This window comes from Ruegeria sp. B1, assembly GCF_056535885.1.
Window position 1 is genome coordinate 3,579,594 of record NZ_JBQFJA010000001.1, and the last position, 23,392, is coordinate 3,602,985.

22 protein-coding genes and 1 pseudogene are annotated in these 23,392 nt (G+C 59.1%); 1 reads left to right on the forward strand and 22 read right to left on the reverse strand.

The genetic code is table 11. The features are described from left to right. Positions 1–30 precede the first annotated feature (30 nt). From ACR3ES_RS17735 to ACR3ES_RS17780, 10 genes and pseudogenes are all read right to left on the reverse strand, one after another. Positions 31–1,340, reverse strand: a pseudogene (locus ACR3ES_RS17735) (replication-associated recombination protein A). 4 nt (positions 1,341–1,344) lie between these two features. Then, a complete protein-coding gene (locus tag ACR3ES_RS17740) occupies positions 1,345–2,730 on the reverse strand; it encodes a trypsin-like peptidase domain-containing protein (RefSeq protein ID WP_170433606.1) in 1,386 nt (461 codons plus the stop codon). Positions 2,731–2,875: 145 nt separating this feature from the next. Next, positions 2,876–3,298, reverse strand: a complete 423-nt coding sequence (gene rplQ, locus ACR3ES_RS17745; RefSeq protein WP_170433608.1) for a 50S ribosomal protein L17 — start codon at positions 3,296–3,298, stop codon at positions 2,876–2,878. 117 nt (positions 3,299–3,415) lie between these two features. Further along, entirely contained in the window at positions 3,416–4,432 is a 1,017-nt protein-coding gene (locus tag ACR3ES_RS17750) for a DNA-directed RNA polymerase subunit alpha (protein WP_170433610.1), read from the reverse strand. A 117-nt stretch (positions 4,433–4,549) separates the two neighbouring features. Further along, positions 4,550–4,939 (reverse strand): 30S ribosomal protein S11, encoded by a 390-nt coding sequence (gene rpsK, locus ACR3ES_RS17755; RefSeq protein WP_058283499.1) that lies wholly within the window; start codon positions 4,937–4,939, stop codon positions 4,550–4,552. A gap of 15 nt (positions 4,940–4,954) precedes the next feature. Further along, positions 4,955–5,323 carry a 30S ribosomal protein S13 gene (gene rpsM / locus ACR3ES_RS17760; protein ID WP_170433612.1) on the reverse strand — a complete coding sequence of 123 codons (369 nt, stop codon included), beginning with the start codon at positions 5,321–5,323 and terminating at the stop codon, positions 4,955–4,957. A 211-nt stretch (positions 5,324–5,534) separates the two neighbouring features. Continuing rightward, the gene (locus tag ACR3ES_RS17765; protein WP_170433615.1) at positions 5,535–6,206 is read right to left on the reverse strand and encodes an adenylate kinase; all 672 of its coding nucleotides are present in this window, start codon (positions 6,204–6,206) and stop codon (positions 5,535–5,537) included. Continuing rightward, a complete protein-coding gene (secY, locus tag ACR3ES_RS17770; protein WP_170433617.1) occupies positions 6,203–7,567 on the reverse strand; it encodes a preprotein translocase subunit SecY in 1,365 nt (454 codons plus the stop codon). The genes ACR3ES_RS17765 and secY overlap by 4 nt, the downstream gene beginning before the upstream one ends. A gap of 109 nt (positions 7,568–7,676) precedes the next feature. Further along, positions 7,677–8,150 carry a 50S ribosomal protein L15 gene (gene rplO / locus ACR3ES_RS17775; RefSeq protein ID WP_170433619.1) on the reverse strand — a complete coding sequence of 158 codons (474 nt, stop codon included), beginning with the start codon at positions 8,148–8,150 and terminating at the stop codon, positions 7,677–7,679. Between the two features lie 201 nt (positions 8,151–8,351). Beyond that, positions 8,352–8,567, reverse strand: coding sequence for a DUF1127 domain-containing protein (locus ACR3ES_RS17780; protein WP_170433621.1), 216 nt, complete (start codon positions 8,565–8,567; stop codon positions 8,352–8,354). Positions 8,568–8,881: 314 nt separating this feature from the next. Between ACR3ES_RS17780 and ACR3ES_RS17785 the strand changes: the two genes are divergently transcribed. Next, entirely contained in the window at positions 8,882–10,249 is a 1,368-nt protein-coding gene (locus ACR3ES_RS17785) for a DUF3179 domain-containing protein (RefSeq protein ID WP_170433623.1), read from the forward strand. A gap of 2 nt (positions 10,250–10,251) precedes the next feature. Here the strand turns inward: ACR3ES_RS17785 and ACR3ES_RS17790 are convergent, their stop codons facing one another. From ACR3ES_RS17790 to ACR3ES_RS17845, 12 genes are all read right to left on the reverse strand, one after another. Beyond that, entirely contained in the window at positions 10,252–11,937 is a 1,686-nt protein-coding gene (locus ACR3ES_RS17790) for a chloride channel protein (RefSeq protein WP_170433624.1), read from the reverse strand. Between the two features lie 90 nt (positions 11,938–12,027). Beyond that, entirely contained in the window at positions 12,028–13,677 is a 1,650-nt protein-coding gene (gene recN, locus ACR3ES_RS17795) for a DNA repair protein RecN (protein WP_170433626.1), read from the reverse strand. A gap of 36 nt (positions 13,678–13,713) precedes the next feature. Further along, positions 13,714–14,577: an outer membrane protein assembly factor BamD gene (locus tag ACR3ES_RS17800; RefSeq protein ID WP_170433628.1), complete on the reverse strand. Its 864-nt coding sequence runs from the start codon at positions 14,575–14,577 to the stop codon at positions 13,714–13,716. A 126-nt stretch (positions 14,578–14,703) separates the two neighbouring features. After that, positions 14,704–15,624, reverse strand: a complete 921-nt coding sequence (lpxC, locus tag ACR3ES_RS17805; protein WP_170433630.1) for a UDP-3-O-acyl-N-acetylglucosamine deacetylase — start codon at positions 15,622–15,624, stop codon at positions 14,704–14,706. A 213-nt stretch (positions 15,625–15,837) separates the two neighbouring features. Beyond that, positions 15,838–17,451 (reverse strand): cell division protein FtsZ, encoded by a 1,614-nt coding sequence (gene ftsZ / locus ACR3ES_RS17810; protein WP_170433632.1) that lies wholly within the window; start codon positions 17,449–17,451, stop codon positions 15,838–15,840. A 346-nt stretch (positions 17,452–17,797) separates the two neighbouring features. Next, complete coding sequence (locus ACR3ES_RS17815; protein WP_480424103.1) at positions 17,798–18,217, reverse strand: hypothetical protein; 420 nt, start codon at positions 18,215–18,217, stop codon at positions 17,798–17,800. After that, on the reverse strand, positions 18,204–19,538 hold the full coding sequence (ftsA, locus tag ACR3ES_RS17820; RefSeq protein WP_170433634.1) for a cell division protein FtsA: 1,335 nt from the start codon (positions 19,536–19,538) through the stop codon (positions 18,204–18,206). The genes ACR3ES_RS17815 and ftsA overlap by 14 nt, the downstream gene beginning before the upstream one ends. 8 nt (positions 19,539–19,546) lie before the next feature. Next, positions 19,547–20,554, reverse strand: coding sequence for a cell division protein FtsQ/DivIB (locus ACR3ES_RS17825; protein ID WP_480424105.1), 1,008 nt, complete (start codon positions 20,552–20,554; stop codon positions 19,547–19,549). Next, entirely contained in the window at positions 20,542–21,465 is a 924-nt protein-coding gene (locus ACR3ES_RS17830) for a D-alanine--D-alanine ligase (RefSeq protein ID WP_170433902.1), read from the reverse strand. Before ACR3ES_RS17830 ends, ACR3ES_RS17825 begins: the two co-directional genes overlap by 13 nt. Before the next feature lie 102 nt (positions 21,466–21,567). Then, on the reverse strand, positions 21,568–22,497 hold the full coding sequence (murB, locus tag ACR3ES_RS17835; RefSeq protein WP_170433638.1) for a UDP-N-acetylmuramate dehydrogenase: 930 nt from the start codon (positions 22,495–22,497) through the stop codon (positions 21,568–21,570). A 344-nt stretch (positions 22,498–22,841) separates the two neighbouring features. Continuing rightward, complete coding sequence (locus ACR3ES_RS17840; RefSeq protein WP_170433640.1) at positions 22,842–23,096, reverse strand: DUF2484 family protein; 255 nt, start codon at positions 23,094–23,096, stop codon at positions 22,842–22,844. Beyond that, positions 23,093–23,341: a DUF2484 family protein gene (locus ACR3ES_RS17845; RefSeq protein WP_170433642.1), complete on the reverse strand. Its 249-nt coding sequence runs from the start codon at positions 23,339–23,341 to the stop codon at positions 23,093–23,095. The genes ACR3ES_RS17840 and ACR3ES_RS17845 overlap by 4 nt, the downstream gene beginning before the upstream one ends. Between the last annotated feature and the right edge of the window lie 51 nt (positions 23,342–23,392).

A 23,392-nucleotide genomic window follows, 5' to 3' on the forward strand; every position in this document is an offset into this window, starting at 1 on the left:
GCCGGGTTTGTCGCCTGTAACGCGGCGTAACTAGCTGTTGCGCTGCGCACGCAGCTTGGCGAAGTAATCCAGTCGCTTTTTCAGTTCACGCTCAAAGCCGCGTTCGACCGGCTGATACAGAGCCGGCCGTTTCATGCCTTCCGGAAAGTAGTCCTGACCCGAGAACCCGTCTTCAGCGTCATGATCATAGGCGTAGCCGTCGCCATAACCCTGTTCCTTCATCAGCGATGTCGGCGCGTTCAGGATATGTTTCGGCGGTGGTTCACTACCTGATTGTTTGGCCAGTTTCATAGCTGCCTTGTATCCGACATAGGCCCCGTTCGACTTTGGTGCCAGCGCCAGGTAGATCAGCGCCTGTGCCAGCGCCAGTTCACCTTCGGGCGAGCCCAGCCTCTCGTAGGTTTCCCAAGCGTGCAGGCAGATCGACTGCGCCTGCGGGTCCGCCAATCCGATGTCTTCGACGGCCATTCGCGTAATTCTGCGCGCCAGAAACCGGGGATCCTCTCCCCCGGTCAGCATCCGCGCAAACCAATACAGCGCCGCGTCCGGGTCAGACCCGCGCACCGACTTATGCAGGGCCGAAATCAGGTTATAGTGCTCATCGCCGGACTTGTCATATTTTGCCGCACGCCGCATCAACCTGGTCGCCAAGGCGTCTGGATCGAGCGGCTTTTCAACTGTCCACGCGGCCACCTGCTCGATCAGGTTCAGCAGGGCACGCCCATCGCCGTCCGCCATTTCCTGCAGGACATCGCGTGCCGCCGGAGTCAGCGGCAAGGCGCGTTCAAGCTCTTTTTCGGCACGTTGTGTCAGACGTTCCAGGTCTTTGAGATCGAGGCGCTCCAACACCAGGACCTGCGCGCGGCTGAGCACCGCGGCGTTCAGCTCAAACGATGGGTTCTCGGTCGTTGCTCCCACCAGCAGAATGGTACCGTCTTCCATATGCGGCAAAAACCCGTCCTGCTGAGCCTTGTTGAACCGATGGATCTCGTCGACGAAAAGCAACGTGCCCTGCCCGTTCTGCCGCCTGATCTTTGCGGCTTCGAACACTTTCTTCAGATCTGGCACGCCGGTAAAGATCGCGCTGATCTGAACAAATTGCAGATCGGTTTCCTGCGCCAGCAAACGGGCAATCGTGGTCTTTCCCACCCCCGGCGGGCCCCAGAAGATCAGGCTGGACAAACTCCCCGAACCCAACATCACACCAAGGGGGCGTCCGGACCGAGAACCTGCTCCTGCCCAATAACGTCGGCCAGAGACTGCGGTCGTAGCCTGTCTGCCAGTGGGCGATGCGGGGGCGGTACGGGCTCGGTCGTCCCAGTATCGAACAGATCGCTCACGGGGTCAAAGACGGAACCGCAAGGACACAGATCGCCCGCCGCGCAGAACGGACATCTGCACCCGGCGTCCGGGGTCGGTTAAGGCCGTCACCACGTCCCGGGGACGCTGCATTTCGGTTCCATTGATACCTTCCAGAACGTCACCCACCCGCAGACCTGCGCGCCCTCCGTAGGGTCCAGGGTCAACCACAACGACGCCGGTTTGGGACAGCAAAAGACCCAGTTGGCTGATCACTGCCGGGTTTACCCGAGAAACGGTCAACCCCGGCAAAACGGTTCCGTCGCTCAGGGTTGTTTCCTCGGCTGCCGGAGTCTCGGGCGCCTTGACGAGTGCGACCTCGATCTCATCGCTGATTTCACCTCTCAACCGGGTCAGCATCGACGTGCCGCCTACGCCCGCAATGGACATGCGAAACTTCATCTCAGCTGGCGAATTCACCTCATCGCCATCCACATGGGTGACCACGTCCCCAACCCGAAAGCCCGCCGAAGCCAGCGGGCTGAGATCATGCAAGTCGGAAATTACCACGCCAAGCGGGATGACCAGACCCAATGACTCGGCAATATCCGCGCTCATATGCTGACCGGCCATTCCGGCCCAAGGACTGACAAAACGGTCATTGCCCGCCTGCGCCTGACGCAGGAACTCGGCCACCAGATTGGCCGGTATGGCAAACCCGATCCCGTTGGACCCGCCCGAACGTGTCAGAATGGACGTGTTAATCCCGATCAGATCACCGTTTACATCGATCAGCGCCCCGCCAGAGTTCCCCGGATTGATCGCGGCATCGGTCTGGATGAAATATCCACGTGCATTGCCCGTTGCCGTTCCGGTCCGTGCCAGCCCCGAGATAATGCCTGATGACACCGTCTGTCCAACACCGAATGGGTTGCCAATGGCCAGAGCCAACTCACCCACCTCTACATGGTCCGAATCGCGCAGTGTCAGATAGGGCAGATCTTCTGCCTCTTCCAGCCGAAGTATCGCAACATCGCTTTCCTCGTCGCCGAGAACAACCTCTGCTGAAAACTCGCGCCGATCGGTTGTGACGACGCGAATTTCGGTCGCCGAGCCGACGACATGGTAATTTGATACCACATAGCCGTCCTCAGACAGGATGACCCCAGACCCCAGCGAGTTCTGAACCCGCGGCCGGGGGGCACCAAATCCGCCGCCAAAGAAGTCCTGAAAGAACGGGTCCGAGAACAGCGTGTTTGAGCGGCCCTGCCGCACGATCTTGGCGTAGATATTCACAACTGCGGGGGCGGCATCTTTGACAACCGGCGCGAAGCCCAGCGAGATTTCAGCTTGCGACTGGGGCACACGTGTGTCCGCTGTGCCCTGTGCGCCCAGCGTTATCAGGACCAAAGTCAGAATGGCGCGGATCATGCAGTCTCCAATCAAAGTCATGAGATGATATGCGGAGGTCCTTGAGAGATTGCAAGTCGGTGCCGACTGCGAACTCGATCGCAAAACAAAAACACCTCCGCCCGGTCGCCCGCGCGGAGGTGCTCTTTCGATCGTTGACCGTAACCTATTCTTCGTCTGCCGCCTCATCGGCCTCGACGCGGGCTTTGTCGGCCGCGCCTTTGGCGTCGATGTCACGATCAACAAACTCGATGATCGCCATCGGAGCCATGTCGCCATAGCGGAAACCGGCTTTCAGGATGCGGACGTAACCGCCCTGACGCTCGGCGTAGCGGGGACCCAGAACGTCAAACAGCTTGGCAACGTCTTTGTCTTCTTTCAGCTGCGATGCGGCCTGACGACGGGCATGCAGGTCGCCGCGCTTGCCCAAAGTGATCAGTTTTTCAACGATCGGGCGCAGCTCTTTTGCCTTGGGCAGGGTTGTTTTGATTTGCTCATGCTCAATGAGCGAGCCGGCCATGTTCGCAAAGAGCGCTTTACGGTGCTCATGAGTACGGTTCAGGCGGCGGTAACCACGTGCGTGACGCATTTTCTAATTCCTTCTTTCTCTTTTTGCTTTGTCTGGCCGGCGATGCGTGTCACCGGCTCTCCTTGGGGCGGACATGCCCAGTTTTCCCCGGCAGCCCGGGCATTAAAGAAGACGCGCTTAGAACGCGTCTTCGAATTTCTTCGCCAGATCTTCGATGTTGTCGGGCGGCCAGTCCTCGACATCCATGCCGAGGTGCAGACCCATGCCGGACAGCACTTCCTTGATCTCGTTCAGCGACTTGCGGCCGAAGTTCGGAGTGCGCAGCATCTCGGCTTCGGTCTTCTGGATCAGATCGCCGATGTAAACGATGTTGTCGTTCTTCAGGCAGTTTGCAGACCGGACCGACAGCTCCAACTCGTCTACTTTCTTCAGCAGCAGCGGGTTGAACTCCAGACCATCGTCCTCGTCCTGGCGGCCAGCCGACTCCGGCTCGTCGAAGTTGACGAAGATTGACAGCTGATCCTGCAGGATGCGTGCGGCAAAGGCCAGCGCGTCTTCCGGAGTGATCGAACCGTCGGTGTCGATCTTCAGCGTCAGCTTGTCATAGTCCAGAACCTGACCTTCACGGGTTGGCTGCACGTCATAGGACACCTTTTTGACCGGCGAATAGATCGCGTCGATCGGAATCAGGCCGATGGGGGCGTCTTCTGGTTTGTTCTTCTCGGCGGAAACATAGCCCTTACCGGTGTTGACCGTCAGTTCCATGAACAGGTCAGCGCCATCGTCCAAGTGGCAGATAACGTGATCGCGGTTCAGAACCTCGATGCCTGCGCTTTCGCTGATGTCGCCAGCGGTGACAACTGCGGGGCCTTTGGCATTGATCGACAGACGCTTGGGGCCTTCGACTTCCATGCGCAGCGACACGCCTTTGAGGTTCAGGATGATGTCGGTGACGTCTTCGCGAACGCCCGCGACCGAAGAGAACTCGTGCAACACGTTGTCAATCTGAACGCTGGTGATGGCCGCGCCTTGCAGGCTGCTCATCAAAACGCGGCGCAGCGCGTTGCCCAATGTCAGACCAAAGCCACGCTCCAGAGGCTCGGCGACCAGAGTTGCTTGACGCGCAGGGTCGTTGCCCGGCTTGCCATCCAACTGGTTCGGCTTGATCAATTCTGCCCAATTCTTATGGATCATGTAATCCCTCCATTCCTGTCTGCGCCCCATGACCAATCAGGTGCAGACGCCCGAGGTTTCAAAACGGGGAACCGGGGCCGTGCGAAAAGCACAGCCCCAGCCTGGTAATTCAATCGCTTAGACGCGGCGGCGCTTCGGCGGACGGCAGCCATTGTGGGCAATCGGTGTTACGTCGCGGATCGACGTGATGTTGAAGCCAACAGCAGCCAGCGCACGCAGGGCCGATTCACGACCCGAACCGGGGCCCTGAACTTCGACTTCCAGCGTCTTGACGCCGTGATCCTGCGCCTTCTTGCCTGCGTCTTCCGCAGCCATCTGAGCGGCATACGGCGTAGATTTGCGCGACCCCTTGAACCCCATGGTCCCAGCCGACGACCACGCAATGGCGTTGCCCTGCACGTCCGAGATCAGGATCTTGGTGTTGTTGAAGGTAGAGTTCACATGGGCGACGCCCGATGCGATGTTCTTGCGCTCTTTGCGCTTAACGCGAGTCTTATCACGTGCCATCAGTCAGACCCTCCCTTATTTCTTCTTACCAGCGATGGCCTTTGCAGGGCCTTTGCGGGTACGAGCGTTGGTGTGGGTGCGCTGACCGCGAACCGGCAGGTTGCGGCGGTGACGCAGACCGCGATAGCAGCCCAGGTCCATCAGGCGCTTGACGTTCATCTGAACTTCACGACGCAGGTCACCTTCGACGGTGAAGTTTGCATCAATGTGCTCGCGGATGGCCAGAACTTCGGTGTCGGACAGTTCGTTGACGCGACGATGCGCTTCAATACCCACGGCTTCGCAGATCGCTTTGGCCGAGGTGTTTCCGATACCGGTGATATATGTGAGGGCGATTGGTACCCGCTTTGCAGTCGGGATGTTTACGCCGGCAATACGTGCCACGTGTCACTTTCCTTTTCGTTGCGGTTCCGTAACTCCAGAACCTTTTTTCACAACGCTTTACCGTGGCAGTGCCGCCAGAGGGTTCAGCATTATTCGAGGTGGTCGGGGCGTAGCGGACGAATCCCGCACGCGGTCTTGATTCCCTTTGGGGATGGGGGTCGATATGGGCTTTTGGTGACGACGTCAAGCCCATTCCTGCGCAGTCGAAAACTCAGCCGTTTCCGATGAGGTCGCCACCACTGTCCAGTACTGCCGCAATCGCGGTCTGAACCTCATTGATCTCGCCCAATCCATCAACCCAGGACAGGTTGCCCTTGGCGTGGTAATAGCCGATCAGCATCGAGGTCTTCTTGTAATACTCCATCAGACGGGTCTTAAGGCTTTCCTCATTATCGTCTGCACGACGTCTGAAGTCGTTCACTTTGCCGCAATTTGTGCATTTGCCATCGGCCGGGATCGGCTTGGTGATATCATTATAGACCTCGCCGCATCCGCCACAGGTTGATCGGGCGGTGATGCGCGCGACCAGAGCGTCATCATTGACCTCCATCGCGATCACCGCGTCCAGCGTCTCGCTGGTACTGTCGAGCAGATCACCCAGCGCATCCGCCTGCGCCAGCGTGCGGGGGAACCCGTCAAAGATGAAACCGCCTTTGGCACCCTGTTCCAGCTTTTCGCGGATCAGGCCAATTACGATCTCATCCGTAACCAGTTCACCCTTGGCCATGACCTCCGCAACGCGGTTGCCCATTTCGGTGCCGCTGTCCTTGGCTTCGCGCAGCATGTCGCCGGTACTCAGCTGCACCATGCCGCGTGTTTCGGCGAGGTGGCGCGCCTGGGTCCCCTTGCCTGCCCCCGGAGGGCCCAGAAGAATGATATTCATCGACGCGCAGTTCCCTTCTTGCCCCGTTTCTTGCTCTTACCGCGCAGCTGGGACTTTTCGATCAGCCCTTCGTATTGATGCGCCAGCAGGTGGCTCTGGACCTGCTGGATTGTGTCCATGGTCACAGAGACGATAATCAGAACCGAGGTACCGCCGAAGTAAAACGGGATCGCGAACTGGTTCCGAAGGATTTCGGGCAACAGACAGACTGCCGCCAGATAAGCCGACCCCAGAACAAGAACCCGGTTGACCACATATTCCAGATACTCTGACGTTTTCTTGCCGGGGCGGATGCCGGGGACAAAGCCGTTCTGCTTTTTGAGGTTGTCGGCCACATCATCGGGCTTGAAGGCCACATTGAACGTGTAGAAATAGGCAAAGAACACGATCATCGACGCAAAGAACAACAGGTACAGGGGTTGCCCCGGTCCGAAGTTGGCGAGCAGCCATGACATGATCGGGCCATTCGTGGCACCGGACGAGAAGGTTGAAATCGTCACGGGCAACAACAGCAGCGAGCTCGCGAAGATTGCCGGGATCACACCCGACGGGTTGACCTTGACCGGCAGGTGGCTGGAGCCGCCTTCGTATACCTTCATACCGGCTTGTCGGCGCGGGTACTGAATATGAATCTTCCGCAGTGCGCGTTCCATGAACACCACAAATGTAATCACCGCGATGACCATAATGATCACGCCAACAATTACAGCCGGGCTGATTGCACCCGAACGGCCCGAAGCGAAAAACTGCGCCAGCGCCGCAGGAACCTCGGCGATGATGCCGACGAAGATGATCAGAGAGATGCCGTTACCAATGCCGCGCGCGGTGATCTGCTCCCCCAGCCACATCAGGAACATGGTTCCACCCACCAGGGTGATCATGGTCGAGAACCGGAAATAGAGCCCCGGATCGGTCGCCAGATCGCCAGATTCCAGCGAAACGGCTAGACCGTAAGCCTGAACGGTGGCGAGCGCCACCGTACCGAAACGGGTATATTGGTTGATCTTCTTGCGTCCCTGCTCACCCTCTTTCTTGAGTTGTTCGAGCGCGGGAACCATTGAGGTCAGCAGCTGCACGATGATCGAGGCCGAGATATAGGGCATGATGCCGAGGGCAAAGATACCCATTCGACCCAGCGCCCCACCGGTGAACATCGAAACCATGCCACCGATGCCCTGCCCTGCCTGCTCCATGAATTCGCGCAGGGCCTGACCATCAATCCCCGGCACCGGAATGAAGGTGCCCAGACGATAGACAATCAGCAAGGCCAGCGTGAACAGGATGCGGTTGCGCAGATCTGTGGCTTTGCCAAGGGCAGCCCAGCTTGTATTGGCTGCCATTTGTTCTGCTGCTGATACCATAAATCGGTCTCTCTTATGCAAACACCGCCCGTAACCGTTTTCCGGCTCGGGCGGCGTCTTGGAAAACTCTTTGGTCTATGTAAGCGGGTCTTGGCCCGCTCACAAGCGCTTACTCTGCCGCAGCAGCTTTTGTGACTTTCAGTGAACCGCCCGCTTTTTCCACTGCCTCAACGGCAGCTTTCGAAGCTCCGGTTACTTCCAGATCCACTTTGGCGCTGATTTCGCCTTTGGCCAGAACGCGGATACCGTCCAGCTTGCGGCGCACCAGACCGGAGGCAACCAGTGCATCTTCGGTGATCGCAGCTTTGGCGTCCAGTTTGCCAGCGTCGACGAATTTTTGGATCAGGCCCAGATTGATAACGGCGAATTCCTTGCGGTTCGGCTTGTTAAAGCCACGCTTGGGCAGGCGCTGGTACAGCGGCATCTGGCCGCCTTCGTAGCCATTGATGGCCACACCCGAACGGGATTTCTGGCCTTTGATACCACGGCCACCCATTTTACCTTTGCCGGAACCCGGACCACGACCAACGCGCGTGCGTTGCTTGGTAGCGCCTGCGTTGTCGCGCAATTCGTTCAGTTTCATATCGCTTCTCCTAAGCCGGATGTGACCCCCGAAGCGTGATGGGCCAACCACGGCATTTCTTGGTTTTGATTCTCGTGGAGGGAAATCCACCGAAGCGCTCTACAGCGTTGTGCCCCGCGTTGCAAGGTTTGATCCATCACAATTGCCAGAACCAAAAGAGGCGCCGAATTGGCGCCCCTTCAATGGTGAGTGGTTGGGGTGTTACCCGCAATATGCGTGGTCGCGTGCAATATCTGCGATATCACAACGACGAACGCCAATATCGTCCAACTCGCGGTTGCTCAGGCTTTGCAGTTCGCGATAGGTGCGGCGGTATTCCGCAGCCCGAGCGCGGTTTTCTTTTATACGCTCAACAAAGCTCGCAATACGAGCGCTCAGGTTGAAACCGCCATGTGTCAGTGTTGCTGTATGTACCATATCTAATTTCCTTTCTGTTCCGAGGCGTATTCCTCGGGCGTTTCCATTTGTTCCTTTGTGAACAAGTCTCAGATAAGAATGTCTGATATCGCTAACAACGCGTGTTTTGGTCTAGCCGGTATGCAAGAGCGGAATGGCAAAACAGGAGCTTGTACGCCGCACCAAATACAACGAATGTCCACTTTGCGGACCCTGCAACTCTGTCACCTTCCAAAAACAACAGGACAGCGTCATACATCGCTGTTCACGCGCCTGTGGAGTGCGCGTGATCCAAACAACAGGCAAACTGGGCATGGGTATGAATGGAGAGTACCATGTCTGTTTCACGTCGCGGGTTTGCAGGATTGGCCGGTGCTGGTGCGTTGATGCCCCATGTGCTCTGGGCACAAGAAGACCCGGTGCTGGTTGCACTGCGGAGCACCATCAACGCCCGTCGTACCGAGTTTGAGACGCAGATGGCGTTCCTGAGGGATCGCGGCAACCCGGATATCGTCCCGGCGCTGCTGACGGCGATGCGGTTCTCGGACCGGCGCCGCGACGATATTGCCGAAGTGATGGAGGCCCTGACCGGAGAGCGGCACGGCACCGACTGGTTCGAGTGGATGCTGTGGCAGGAACGCAACCCGCAATTGATACCACACCCCTCCCTGGTCCCGTTCAAACGCGAGGTCCTGCTCCGCATGGATCCGAACTTCGACGTTTTCCTGCGCCCAGAATACTTGCAGAGAGACAAGATGAAAATCCGACTGGAAGAGATCGCCTGGGGTGGTGTGCTTAAAGATGGAATTCCCTCATTGGACAATCCGACCCTCGTCTCCGTCGCCAGCGCCGGTTACCTCAAGGATGACGATCTGGTCTTTGGTGTGTCGATCAATGGGGATGAGCGCGCCTATCCCTTGCGGATCATGGGATGGCACGAGATGTTTAACGAAGTGATCGGCGGCGTTCCGGTTGCGCTGGCCTATTGCACATTGTGCGGGTCGGGCATCCTGTTCGAAACACAGGTTGTGGGCCGATCAAAACCGTTTGTCTTTGGATCATCGGGGTTTCTCTACCGCTCGAACAAACTGATGTTTGACCGAGAGACCCATTCCTTGTGGAACCAATACACGGGTAAGCCAGTGGTCGGGCCATTGGTGAATAGCGGGATCGCGCTGAAGCAGCGGCCTGTTGTCATCACCACTTGGGGCCGCTGGAAAACCTCACATCCCCGCACGCGCGTTTTGTCTGTCAACACCGGACATCGGCGAAACTACGGCTCTGGCGTTGTCTACCGGCAGTATTTTGCGTCCAGCGAATTGATGTTTCCGGCACTGGTGGACCAGTCGCAACACCGGCAAAAGGACTATGTCTTTGCGATCCGTCAGTTTGGTGCGGCCCGGGCCTGGCCTTTGGACGCGTTCGGATCCAAACCGGTGATCAATGATGCCATTGCCAATCGGCCTTTGGTTCTGTTGGGAAATGCGTCGGAACGCAGTGTCCGGGCCTATGAACGAAAATCGCATCAATTCAAAGCCACAGCAAAGGGGTTGCAGGACGCAGCGGGCAGTGTCTGGACGGTGACCGAAGACGCTCTGATTGCTCCGGATGGCGCACGGCTGCCACGCGTGGCAGGGCATATCTCGTACTGGTTTGCGTGGGACAATTATTTGGGCGACGCGGCCAGCGTGTACAGCAACTGATTTTAGGAGTGCTCTTCGGCCGCAGTTGCCGCGAGCGCACGGTTGTAAGCTTTAAGCGCATCGACGTGATAGAGCGCGCCAACCGGGGTTTCGCTCCCGTCCTGATCCATCACGATCACCGGAATGCATGGAATGTCGTCGCGGTCGAAATAGGGCATCGCCGCCTCCAGCGTTGCGCTGGCCCTGACGCAAAGACCCTGACCGATCAGCACCTGCGCCTCTTCTTTGCTGATCGAGCGGGCATCGCCAATCGGTCGCATCACTGCACCCGCACGCAGCATGGCCAGCAGGTAGGCCTGCGGCCCGGCGGCCAGGTGAACATTACGACGCTCCAGCTGTGTCAGGAAGAAGGACCGGTCCACCAGACGCGACGCCAGTGCGGTGGACATCGAAACGGAGACCATGACCGCCAAACCGATCTGCCAATCTCCGGTCAGTTCAAACACAATTAGAGTCGTCGAGATTGGCGCGCCCAGAACAGCCGCTGCAACGGCCCCCATCCCTGCAAACGCGTAAAGTGTGTGGGTGCCGGACACGTCCGGCAGCAACCCCGTTGCAATCAGGCCAAAGGCCAGCCCGGTCAGCGCCCCGATCATCAGCGACGGCGAAAACACACCGCCCCCCATGCGCCCGCCCATGGTGATTGCTACGGCCAAAGTCTTAACGGCGGCAAACAGGATCGCGGTGGTCAGCACAAGATCCCCTGCAAGCGCGCGGGCCGTGGTTTCATAGCCGACACCGATGATATGCGGGAACCAGATGGCCAGCAGGCCCAGCATTGCCCCCGATACTGCCGGGCGCAGCCAACGCGGCAGGGACAAACGGTTCTGAACATGGTTGCCGATATCCTCGGCAAAAAAGATCGAGCGCATGAGTACCAACGCCACAACGCCACAGATAAGTCCGAGGATGAGGAATGCGGGCAGTTCGACGTAGAACTGCAACGAACCCGGTGTATCCAGCCTAAATTCAGTCACATCGCCATATTCAAGCCGGTTGATCACCGTTCCTGCGACTGACGCAATCACAATTGGAGCAAATGCGTGCACGGCGAAATGGCGCAGCACCACCTCGAGCGCAAAAAGCGCGCCTGCTATGGGAGCGTTAAAGCTGGCCGAAACGGCGGCCGCCACAGCGCAACCCAACAAATCCCGCCCGGTTATTCCGTCGGCATGGATGCGATTGCTGACCCATGTGGAAATAACACCGGCCATATGCACCACCGGTCCTTCCCGACCGGTGGAGCCACCCGTACTGAGCGTGATAAGCGAAGCGAAGAACGAGGCGATACCGGCCTTCGTTTCGACCCGACCATCGGTGACCGCGGCCCCTTCGATCACATCGGCAACCGAGCGAACGCGCCCGTCATCGGTGAACTTGTGTAGAATTACGCCAACAACCAACCCACCGATCACCGGCGTGATGAAGACCCATAGCCAGGGCAGTTTTTCCGCGTGGCTGTGCAACAGAAAGATGTCTTCGGTCTGGTAGATATAGGCCTGCAACCCGCGAATGGCCTTGCGAAAGGCCAGCGCCATGAACCCTGCCGCGATGCCGATCGCCAGCGCGATGAACCAGAACTGAATCTGACTGGGTCCGCGCCGCAACATCACCCGCCATGCATCCTTGATCGCGGCCAAAGCCTGATTCAACTGGTTGCGCAATACGGTGCGGGTCGATTGGGTCATTGGCCCTCGGGGATCATATCATATCCCTTAGTAAGCCACGGACGCCTCATATAAAAGTGGGGTGGAGGCCGGTTGAGGTAGCGATATGTTTCAGGCTTGCAGCAATGCACGCGCTGCGGCGCGGGCCTCATCCGTGACAGTGTCGCCAGCAACCATGCGCGCGATCTCGTCCACCCGGTCCGGATCGGCGAGAGGAGTGACCGTCGAAAGGGTTTGGCCGTCGGTGACATGTTTTTGCACGCGCCAGTGATGTGCTGCGCGCGCGGCGACCTGGGGTGAATGGGTGACCACCAGAACCTGCCCACCCTGTGCAAGCGCCGCCAGTCGCCGCCCGACCGCATCGGCCGTTGCCCCGCCAACACCGCGGTCGATCTCGTCAAAGATCATTGTGCGGGCACTGTCATCGCCAGACAGGCACACTTTTAGAGCCAGGAGAAAGCGGCTGAGTTCGCCACCCGATGCAATCTTGTTCAAAGGCCCGGCAGGCGCGCCAGGGTTGGTGGCTACCGTAAAGGCAACCGCGTCGATGCCTTCGGGTCCGGGATCGGCAGGCGAGATTTCAGTGTGAAACACCGCGCGCTCCATCTTTAACGGGGCAAGTTCGGCCATCACGGCCTTGTCCAGTTCCCCCGCCGCCGCCTTGCGCGCCTTGCTCAGAACAGTCGCACTCTGGTCGTAAACCGCCTGCGCTGCCTCAACAGCCAAGTGTTTTTCGGCAAGATCGGCGTCTCCAGCCTCAAGCCGGGTCAGGCGATCCCGCAACGTATCTGCAAATGCGCCAAGGTCGTCCGGCGCGATATCGTGCTTTCGGGCCAGTGCACGGATTGCAAAAAGCCGTTCCTCCGCGGCCTCCAGCTCAGCAGGATTGAAATCCAGCGCCTGCAGACAGGCACTGACGCCATCCTGCGCTTCGCCCAGTTCGATCATCGCGCGGCCAAGTGCTGCGATAGGGTCTTCCAGTTGGCCACCGGCAGTATCCGAAACCCCTTCGAGCCATCGTATTGCGTCAGCCATAGAACCTTCGGCGCCCTCGCCACCCAGCAGTTCAAACGCCCGCGCCACATCATCCCGAATGCGCTCGGCCCCCTGCATCATACGACGGCGGGCGTCGAGTTCCGCATCCTCTCCGGGCTGCGGATCCAGTTGGTCCAGTTCGGCAACCGAGTGGCGCAGATATTCTTCTTCGCTGCGCACGGCTACTAACGCAGCTTCGGTCTCGGCGAGGGATTTGCGAGCGCGGGACATCTCGGTCCACGCGCCGCGCACAGCGGCAGCGTGTTCGCTCAACTCCGCATAGGCGTCCAACATGGCCCTGTGCCCGCGCGGGTTCAGGAGGCCGCGATCGTCATGCTGTCCGTGCAATTCAACCAGAGTTTCGGACAAAGCCCGCAGCACCTCACCCGAGCAGCGCCGGTCGTTGATCCATGCCGTTTTACGTCCTTCTGCGGTATTGACACGGCGCAGGATCAGTTCCGCGCCGCCGGGCAGGCCGGCCTCGGCCAGCACTGTCTGGGCCGGGTGATCGGGGGCGAGTTCGAATTCGGCGACGACCTCGCCTTGGGCAGCCCCCTGACGAACCAATTCGGCGCGCCCGCGCCAGCCCAGAACGAAACCCAGTGAATCCAGCAGGATCGATTTGCCCGCCCCGGTTTCACCTGTCAGCGCATTCAGGCCCGGCTGAAAGATCAGTTCCAGCCGGTCGATGATCAGCATGTCGCGGATATCCAGGGCGCGCAGCATCGGGTCTTTAGCGTCCCACGCCTGTCACCATCGCAATTACAACCATTCACCCTTGATGGTCTGGCGATAGATCGTGTTAAGCCAGTTGTTGCCCCGGCCCTTGAGGTCGAGCCCGCGTGAGGTCAGCAGCCTGTAGGCATCGTCATACCATTCCGAGGACTGGTAGTTGTAACCCAGAATTGCACCCGCCGATTGCGCCTCATCAAACAGACCCAGTGAAAGATACGCCTCGACCAGCCTGTAGAGCGCCTCGGCCGTATGGGACGTGGTCTGAAAATCCTCCACCACCACCCGGAACCGGTTGATGGCAGCGATATAGTGATCCTGCCGCAGATAGTAGCGCCCGATCTCCATTTCTTTGCCGGCCAGGTGATCAAAGGCCAGATCGAATTTCAGCACCGCCGATGTTGCGTATTCGCTGTCAGGATAAACCTCGATCACAGTACGCAGCGATTGCAAAGCCTGGAACGTGAGGCCCTGATCGCGACCGACCTCGTCGATCTGGTCATAGTAGCTGAGCGCCAGAAGATATTGCGCATAGGCCGCATCTTCGTCGGTTGGATAGAAGTCGATATAACGCTGCGCTGCTGCGCGGCTTTCTTCGTAATTCTGATCGGAATGGAAAGAAAACGCCTGCATGATCAGCGCACGTTTGGCCCAATCGGAATAAGGATACAGACGCTCGACCTCAGAAAAGTACCATGCCGCGTCGTCCGACCGATTCTGCGACAGTTCATACTCACCGCGCGTATAAATCTGTTCTGGCGTAAAGGCTTCGAGGTTCTGATCGCGGTCCGCGCCCCTGTTGCCGAACAGCCCACCTGCACCACCGCACGCCGTCAAAACTGCTGTCAGAAGAATCGCACCCGCGAACCTGACTGCCGCTTTGCTGCCAACCATACCGCCCATCCTTGTCGTCTTACTAAGTGGGGTTCGCCCCGAATTGAGCCTTGGTCTAGCACAGATATTTCCGGTGCAAAACGCCTTATCCGCGCTCTGGCGCAATTGTCGGCAGAGTTAATCGGGTCAGGCGACCTCGGGAATCTCGGCGACGATGAGGCCCTGCCCCGGCAAACGCGCGGCCTGTTCGGGCGTGCACAGAATCGGGCGCACTGCACCGGGCGTTTCAAACAATTTGCGCAGCAGTGTGTTGGTCATCGAGTGGCCAGATTTGTCACCAGTGAAATGACCCAAGATCGGCCCACCCGCCAGATAAAGATCGCCCAGAGCGTCCAGCATCTTGTGGCGAACAGCCTCATCCGCGCGGCGGAAACCACCCGGTGTCAGGACCTCCTGGCCCTGTACAACAACCGCATTTTCCAGCGTTCCACCCAGAGCAAGACCGTTTTCGCGCATCGCCTCGACATCGGTGCGGCGGCAGAAAGTACGGCAATCGCTCAGTTCACGGGCAAAGGAGCCATTGCGCATATCCAGCGTTTTGGTCTGGCTGCCAATCGCTGAGTCTTCGAAGTCGATATGAAAGTCGATGATCAACCCATCCGCAGGGGCAATCGACGCGCTGGCGCCTTCACGCGAAGCAGTCACGGGTTTGAGCACTTCATAAGCCAGAACCGGGCTGGCCTGGCGGCGTACGCCTTTGGCCATGATCCCGCGCACAAAGTCGATAGAGGACCCGTCCATGATAGGAACTTCGGGCCCGTCGATCTCGATCAGCGCATTGTGAATGCCACATCCTGCCAGGGCGGCCATGATATGTTCAACGGTCGACACCGAAACACCTGCATCGTTCACCAGACGGGTGCAAAGCGGTGTACGTTCGACGACATCGTAGATTGCTGGAACAAGGGCGTTGCCAAGCTCGATATCGGTCCGTTTGAACCAGATCCCATGACCGGCGGCAGCCGGTTTCAGGACCATGATTGCAGGCTTGCCGCTGTGCAGCCCGATGCCTGTAAACGTGACCGGAGATTTGAGCGTATGTTGCAAATTCGACCTCAGTGAGTGGTGTACGGCCTGAGCGGGCCGCGTTGGCCATTCAACTAAGCAAGCCGTCGTCAAGGCTCAACTCACTCTTTGTAACTGAATGAAACATGCATGTAACGGATCGGCAAAACCCTGCTTACAGCATCACAAGACAATGAAATATAACAAAAAAGGGCCGCCAGATGGCAGCCCTTTGCGTTGAATTTGTTACCGCGATCAGTTGGCCTGACGGCGCAGGAAGGCCGGAATTTCGATGCGTTCCTGGTCCGGGTCAGCCTCGTCATGAGCAGGTGCCGTTGCGTCAGCCTGGCGCATTGCCGGCTGCTGGCGCGCCGGTTGAGCTGGCGTATCTGCCGCATGACCGGTCATACGGTCAATGAGCCTGTTGAAGCCAAAGCGGGGGCGCTCCTCGGTCTCAGAGTGAGGCTGTGCAACCGGTTCCTGAGGCCGCGACGCGGTCAGGCGTTGCTGCGACGAGGGAACCTTTTGAACAGCGGCCTGCAAGCGTTGCATCGCTTCCGGCGAGGGGGTGCCAGCGCTGTGCCCACGCGGTGCAACAAACTCTTCAGGAGCGGTTTCGACGGGGTCCGGCTGCGGTTCGAACTCCGCCACCTGCGGCCGGTATGCCGGCGGCGGCAGCCCGTCATCTTCGTGCCGCTCGTCCTGCGGCTGGAATTGCGCCGGTGCGGTGTCTTCTGCCGCTTCGAACAGCGACGGCTCGCGGTTGTCGTCGGCTTGCGGGGCGGGCTCGGCGATTTCAGCGGCAACCGGAGCGTCCTCCTGCACCTGTTCTTCGGCCGAAACCGTCCGGGTCAGCGGTGCAGACATCGACCGACGCGCGACGGGGACATCCGCGTGCGCTTCGGTCGCGTCAATGCCGGTGGCCACCACCGAAACGCGCATGCCGCCTTCCATCTCGGTGTCTAGCGTCGACCCCACGATGATGTTGGCTTCAGGATCGACCTCTTCGCGGATGCGGTTGGCGGCCTCATCCAACTCGAAGAGCGTGAGGTCATGCGCCCCTGTGATGTTGATCAGAACACCTTTGGCACCCTTGAGGCTGATTTCGTCCAGCAGCGGGTTGGCGATGGCCTTTTCGGCCGCTTGAATGGCCCGATCTTCGCCGGTGGCTTCGCCCGTTCCCATCATCGCCTTGCCCATCTCGTCCATTACGGCGCGGACATCGGCAAAGTCGAGATTGATCAAGCCCGGGCGCACCATCAGGTCGGTCACACCTTTGACGCCCTGATAGAGCACGTCATCGGCCATCGAAAACGCCTCGGTAAACGTGGTCTTTTCGTTAGCGAGGCGGAACAGGTTCTGGTTTGGAATGATGATCAGCGTGTCGACAACCTGCTGCAGGGAATCAACACCGTCCTCGGCCTGACGCATCCGTTTCGCGCCTTCGAATTGGAAAGGTTTGGTTACAACACCGACAGTCAGAACACCCAATTCCCGCGCGGCCTGCGCGATGATCGGAGCCGCGCCGGTGCCGGTGCCGCCACCCATTCCGGCAGTGATAAAGCACATATGTGCGCCCGCCAGATGGTCGACAATCTGTTCGATGCTTTCTTCGGCGGCGGCAGCGCCAACTGTCGGACGGGCCCCTGCCCCCAGACCTTCGGTGACCTTGACGCCCAACTGCACCCGCGAGGAGGAGTGACTTTGCTGCAGAGCCTGCGCATCTGTGTTCGCCACGACGAAATCTACGCCGTCGAGCTGCTTTTCAATCATGTTGTTGACGGCGTTGCCACCTGCACCACCAACGCCAAATACTGTAATCCGAGGCTTCAGTTCGTCGTGCCCGGGCATCGAAAGATTCAATGTCATGCTCTGTCCGCCTGTTTTTTGTTCCCGCCAAAGCGGTGTTTTTCTTACCTATCCGCGTCCGATTCTACCGTTCGAACGCATAAAGGTCACGTCAAAAATTGCGTGAATCCACAAAATATGGAGGAAATAAGGCCACCGATGGCAGTATTTCGCAGACCCTGCCAGATGTTGCGGGCTCATGCCACCCGGCCACAAGCCAAGCGATTCCGCCGCCCGGGAGCCACCCGCGCGTTGTGGTGTGATCTGCGTTCTGGTTGCGGAAAACTGCTCAAAGTCCTGCCGCGAAACCTCTAATGGGCCTTGTGGATATCTTTAGGGATAATAAAGCAGGCTGCAACCTGTTTCTTTAGCTGATCGGGGTACTTGGACAGTTGACACCCGCCTCGGTGATACTGCGGACCTCTTGAATTTCGCCGTCGGACCAAGACGCGAGACGCACCATGAACCGATCCTTGTAAAAGAACGGCCACCAGCACACGGGAATGCCATCGTCGTCATTGTCGTAAAGAAAGCAGATCTGACCATTGGGGGTGGTGATCTGCCCGTAAACACACCCCCGGCCCTCTTCCCGCCAAACCGATGTCGCGCGGGTCAGGAATTGCTCGGTGCCGACAAGATCACCGCTGCGGATTTCGTAGAATTTCAACGTCTTGCCAACAACGGCGTCCAGAAATGCTTCGGGTGTTATAACGGTCTGAGCCGAGGCCCAGGCCGGAATGAGAGCGACTCCTAGGGTGGCCAGGCGAAGCGCCTTACCAATTGTCACGGAACCACCGGACGGCGCGTTTGAACGGCCGCGCCGCGTGCGTGTCGATCGGGATTTCAAAATCCCACCATTCGTCCTGCGGATGCGCCGCAAACAGACTGAGACCCACGACCGAGGAAAAGCCCGGCCCCGTGGCCGATTGCGGCAGGCCGTGGACACGCAAGGGACGGCCCAGTCGGACCCGCTGACCCAGGATACGTGTTGCCAGCCCATCCAGCCCCATGATCTGGCTACCGCCCCCAGTCAGAACGATCTGCTGGCTGGGCATGTGCTCGAACCCGGCCGCATCCAACCGTACGCGGACCTCTTCGAGAATTTCCTCGACCCGAGGGCGCATGATGCCAATCAGCTCGGCCCGGCTGACGGTGCGGCGGTCGTGCTCCCAGTCGCCGGTGTCGCCACCGATATCGATCAGGTCGCGATCATCGGCACCAGTGGCATGGACGCCGCCGTTGAAGGTTTTGATCCGCTCAGCAACAGCCGCCGGGACGCCGAGGCCCATCGAAATATCCGCCGTCACATGGTCCCCGCCCATGCGCACGCAATCGGCGTAAATCATGTGTTTTTTCATGAAGATAGAAACGCTGGTCGTACCGCCACCCATATCGATACAGGCGGCACCCAACTCCTGTTCGTCCTCAACCAGGGCCGAGATACCGGAAACATAAGCCGAGTTCGCAATCCCCGCGAGCTCCAGATCGCAGCGCTTGATGCAGCGCACGATATTCTGAATAGCAACGGCGTCGACCGTCAGCATGTGCATATCCACCGCAAGCGACTGACCCAGCTGTCCGCGCGGGTCAATCAGGCCCGAGCGGTTGTCGAGCGCGAAATTCACCGGCTGGGCATGCAGTACTTCGCGCCCCACGCCGTAATCCGGCACGTCGCAGGCGTTCAGAACGCGACCGACCTCGGCCTCGGTCACAAGCTGGCCGTCCAGATCGACCTGTGCATCCAACCCGTATGACCGCGGATTTGCGCCCGAAAACGAGGCAATCACGTGATCAACGCGGATGTCGGCCATTTTCTGCGCCGCTTGCAGCGCTGTCCGAATGGCACGTTCGGTTTCCTGCATGGCTGTGACTTCGCCAAATTGCACCCCGCGCGAGCGGGTGGTGGCCGCGCCGATGACCCGGAAGCCGGTTTGCCCCGCCATGGATCCGATGGTGTTGTCATCGCTCAGCCGACCTGTCCCGTCGAACCGCAGCACGAGGCAGGCGATCTTGGAACTGCCGACATCCAGAATGGCGACAACGCCCCGCTGCATGGCTTGTCTGCGCATTTGCCGCATGGCGCGCTGGGACTGATAAAGATCGGTCATCATGGTCGTTACTGCCCGCTACTCACGTCTGTTTTTGTGTTCCACCAGTCTTCGCTGGCAGCTTTGGTCATTCTAATGGTCGGCCTCTGCCCAAGGCGCATGTCGACCACCGCTACATCGCGCTCTAAAAGGTCTTGCACCTCGTTCACTGCCAACACCCGTTCCAGTGCGCGCACCGGGCGATCGGTCGGCAGCATGATCCGCTGACCGCGATCCAGAACCAGATCCCAGCGCCGCTCTCCGACGCGCACCAAGCCGCGAACACGTTCGCCAAGGCTGCGGGAGGTCTGGAAAAGCTCAAGCGCCTCGGGTACGCGCTGGTCGGCCCCCACACCGGCGATCAGCGGAAGGCCCTTGTGATCCTTGCGTGAGGACGCGTGATCTATGTGAACGCCGGTCTCGTCCAGCAGCTCAACGCCGTTGCGCGTCCGCCACAGGATAACGGGCTGCCGCTCGACAACATCGACCTGAAGAATACCGCCCGGACGGATGCGCACCGTTGCGGATTTCACCGGGTCCAGACCGGTGATCGTGTCGCGCATCTGTTCAACATCCAAGTCCCAGGAACTGAGCGGGAAATCGAGCGGGACAACCTCGCGAATGTCGTCTGACAAACCCGTGCCTGCGCCATCAATCGCCATCAGGTTGACCATGAATTCCGGCCGTTCCTGAATCGACCTTCGGATGTCTGCGATATAGGCGGTTACCGCTTCGCGCCGGTCCTCGGACGCGAAATATATCCCAATCGCGCCAGCAATGGCGCAGATCGGCAGGCCAAGCTTTACCCCGAGACGAATGCCCGGCGTCAGCATCCAGCGCTGGAACCGGTAGCTGAGCCGCGACGGTGCAGGATCCAGGCGCCGCGCGGTCCGTCTGAAGACTTTTGCCCCGCTCAGGCGCAATACCGGCTCCACCTTGTGCGCATCGGACTGACCTGAGTCGAATTCCGCATCCGGCCCGGCTAATGCTTTGGTCCGGTGGATCACCGGTGCGCGGGCGGCTTTCAGCGGTTGCATGAGGCGTCCTCCACCATCCAGGCGCACAGATCCCCGAAACTCATGCCGATATGCGCGGCCTGTTCGGGTACCAGCGAGGTGGGTGTCATGCCGGGCTGTGTATTGGTTTCCAACAGGAACAAACCTTCCGCACCCATGCTGTCATCCCAGCGATAGTCGGTTCGGCTGACCCCCCGACATCCCAGGGCATCATGGGCCTGCACCGCGTAGGTCATGCAGCGATCAAAGATGTCTTGCGGGATATCGGCTGGCAGCACATGCCACGAGCCGCCGGGTTTGTACTTGGCGTCGTAGTCATACCAGCCGCCATTTGTCATGATCTCGGTCACTGTCAGAGCGCGATCACCCATCACGGTCACGGTGAGCTCCCGACCAGCCACGTATTTCTCGACCATGATATGCTCTGGCATGTCATCAGACAGTTGCGGCGGGCCATTCGCGTGTTCATGAACGATGTAGATGCCGACGCTTGAGCCTTCATTGTTCGGCTTTGCCACATAGGGCGGTTCCATCACATGGACCGCGATCACCTCGACCTTGGGCACGATCATGCTGGGCACAATCGGCAGACCCTCGACCTGGTAAATCTCTTTGCTGCGTTGCTTGTCCATCGCCAACGCCGAGGCCAGCACACCCGAATGCGTGTAGGGAATACGCAACCATTCCAGAATGCCCTGCGCGCAGCCGTCTTCGCCCCAGCGGCCATGCAGCGCGTTGAAAACCACATCCGGTTTGATATCCAAAAGACGCGCACAAAGGTCGGGACCAGCGTCCAGTTCGACCACTTCAAAGCCTTCTCCCCTGAGGGCGGCTGCGCATTCGCGCCCGCTGCTGAGGGACACCTCGCGCTCCGCCGAGGGGCCACCCATCAATACCGCCACTTTGGGGTTTGTCCTGCTCGACATACCCAATGTGCGCCTCAATGTCCCCGGACCTTATGTGATGGTCCGTACTGCGTTTATGCCTTTGATCCGTCGCCTGAATTTGCCTGTTTTGGTCTGACGGTTGGGGCTTTATTCAGTCAGCGGATCACCGACCCGCATGATTTCCCACTCTAGCGTGATGCCGCTTGTTTCGTAAACCTTTTTTCGCACCTCTTCACCCAGACCTTCGAGGTCGGCGGCGGTGGCATCACCGGTGTTGATCAGGAAATTCGAGTGCTTGGGGCTCATCTGAGCGCCACCTTTTGTGGCTCCGCGCATTCCGGCGTCGTCGATCACCTTCCACGCCTTGAGATCATGCACATCATCCGCCCGCCCCGTCGAAGAGAACCCGGCCGGGTTCCGGAAGGTCGATCCGGCGCTGCGGTCCCTGGTGGGTTGCGTTTCATCGCGCTTCTTCAACTGAGCCTCCATGCGGGCGAGGAGTTCAGCGGGATCGCCCGAGGGGCCTTCGAAGCTTGCCGAGACCAACACTGCGCCTTCGGGCAGGTCGGACTGACGGTAGCGGAAGTTGAGGTCTTGCGGTGTGAGGTCGACAACCTCGCCTTGTCGCGTGACAATGGTCGCCTTGCGCAGCACATCCGCGGTGTAGCTGCCATAACAGCCCGCATTCATGCGCACCGCGCCCCCGATGGATCCGGGTATGGTGCGCAGAAACGTCAAATCCACACCTGCCTCTGCCGCCTTGCGCGCCACGTGCGCATCCAGCGCGGCCGCGCCTGCGGTGACAGCGTTGCCACAGATTTCGATCGCGTTGAAACCCCGGCCCAGCCGGATCACAACGGCGCGCAAACCTCCGTCGCGTACGATCAAGTTTGAACCGACGCCCATCGGAAAAACCGGAGCATCTGTAGGCAGCTCACGCAAGAAGCTCTGCAAATCCCCAAGGTCAGCGGGCTGGAATAGATAATCCGCAGGGCCGCCGACGCGGAGCCATGTGAGGTCGTTGAGGTTACGATTTTCGGACAGTTTACCGCGAATAGAAGAAAGAACAGGTGTCATCCGCATCTTCTAGACATGACGTTGATGAATGTCATCCTCTGGAGCAAAGGATTCTAAAGCCCTCTGGATACTCTATGTATCAGACCCGCCAAAAGCCCAATCGCTGCTCCAACCGTTGCGGGTAACAGCACAAACTGAAACACAGTGTACCGAATATAATCGGCGTCGGATGGCGCTTGGTCACGCGCAAGGCCAAAGTATCGGTATGCAGACTGCAAAACGAGACCAAAAAAGAACACCAACAGTCGACGGAAGCTGGCCACAATTCGTAAGAAAGCGGGACGCCGCACCTGCGGTCAGGAACGACACTGTGGGCAAAACAACAAAAACTATGAAGAACACTGTCACTCTTGTGGGCGCCCCAAAGTCTTCACCCACCGCCCCAGATAAATCACCGGCCAGCGCAGCACAGACATGCCCATCGCCAGAACGAGCAACCCGATCCATGGCCCGTTCTGCAAAGTGACATAGCCCAGGATGGGAATGCCAACTGCGATCAGGACATAGGCGCGGGTCCAGTGATTGTCCTTGCTGGGGATCATCGCCAGCACATTTGCGGCAATCCCCCAGAGACCGGCAAGGGCGATAGACCAGTTCATTCCGTCACCTCTCGGCCCGACCACTTGCGCCAGTAGTGGCGAATGGGATTGCGAAACATTGAGGCGAAACCGCCAAAGGCGAGAACCGACCAGAACCAGCCGTGATCGTAGCCTAGCCAAACGATCAGAAACGGCGCGCAGATCAATAGGGCGAAACCAGGCGGAAACTGCAACCGCATCGGCAACAGCGCCACAATCGTGGCGCAGATCACCCAGAGGCCCGCAAAGATCATTGAATAGTCCATTCGCCCCTCCACGGGCTCGCGGTATCCGGCGAGACGCTACCACACTCTATA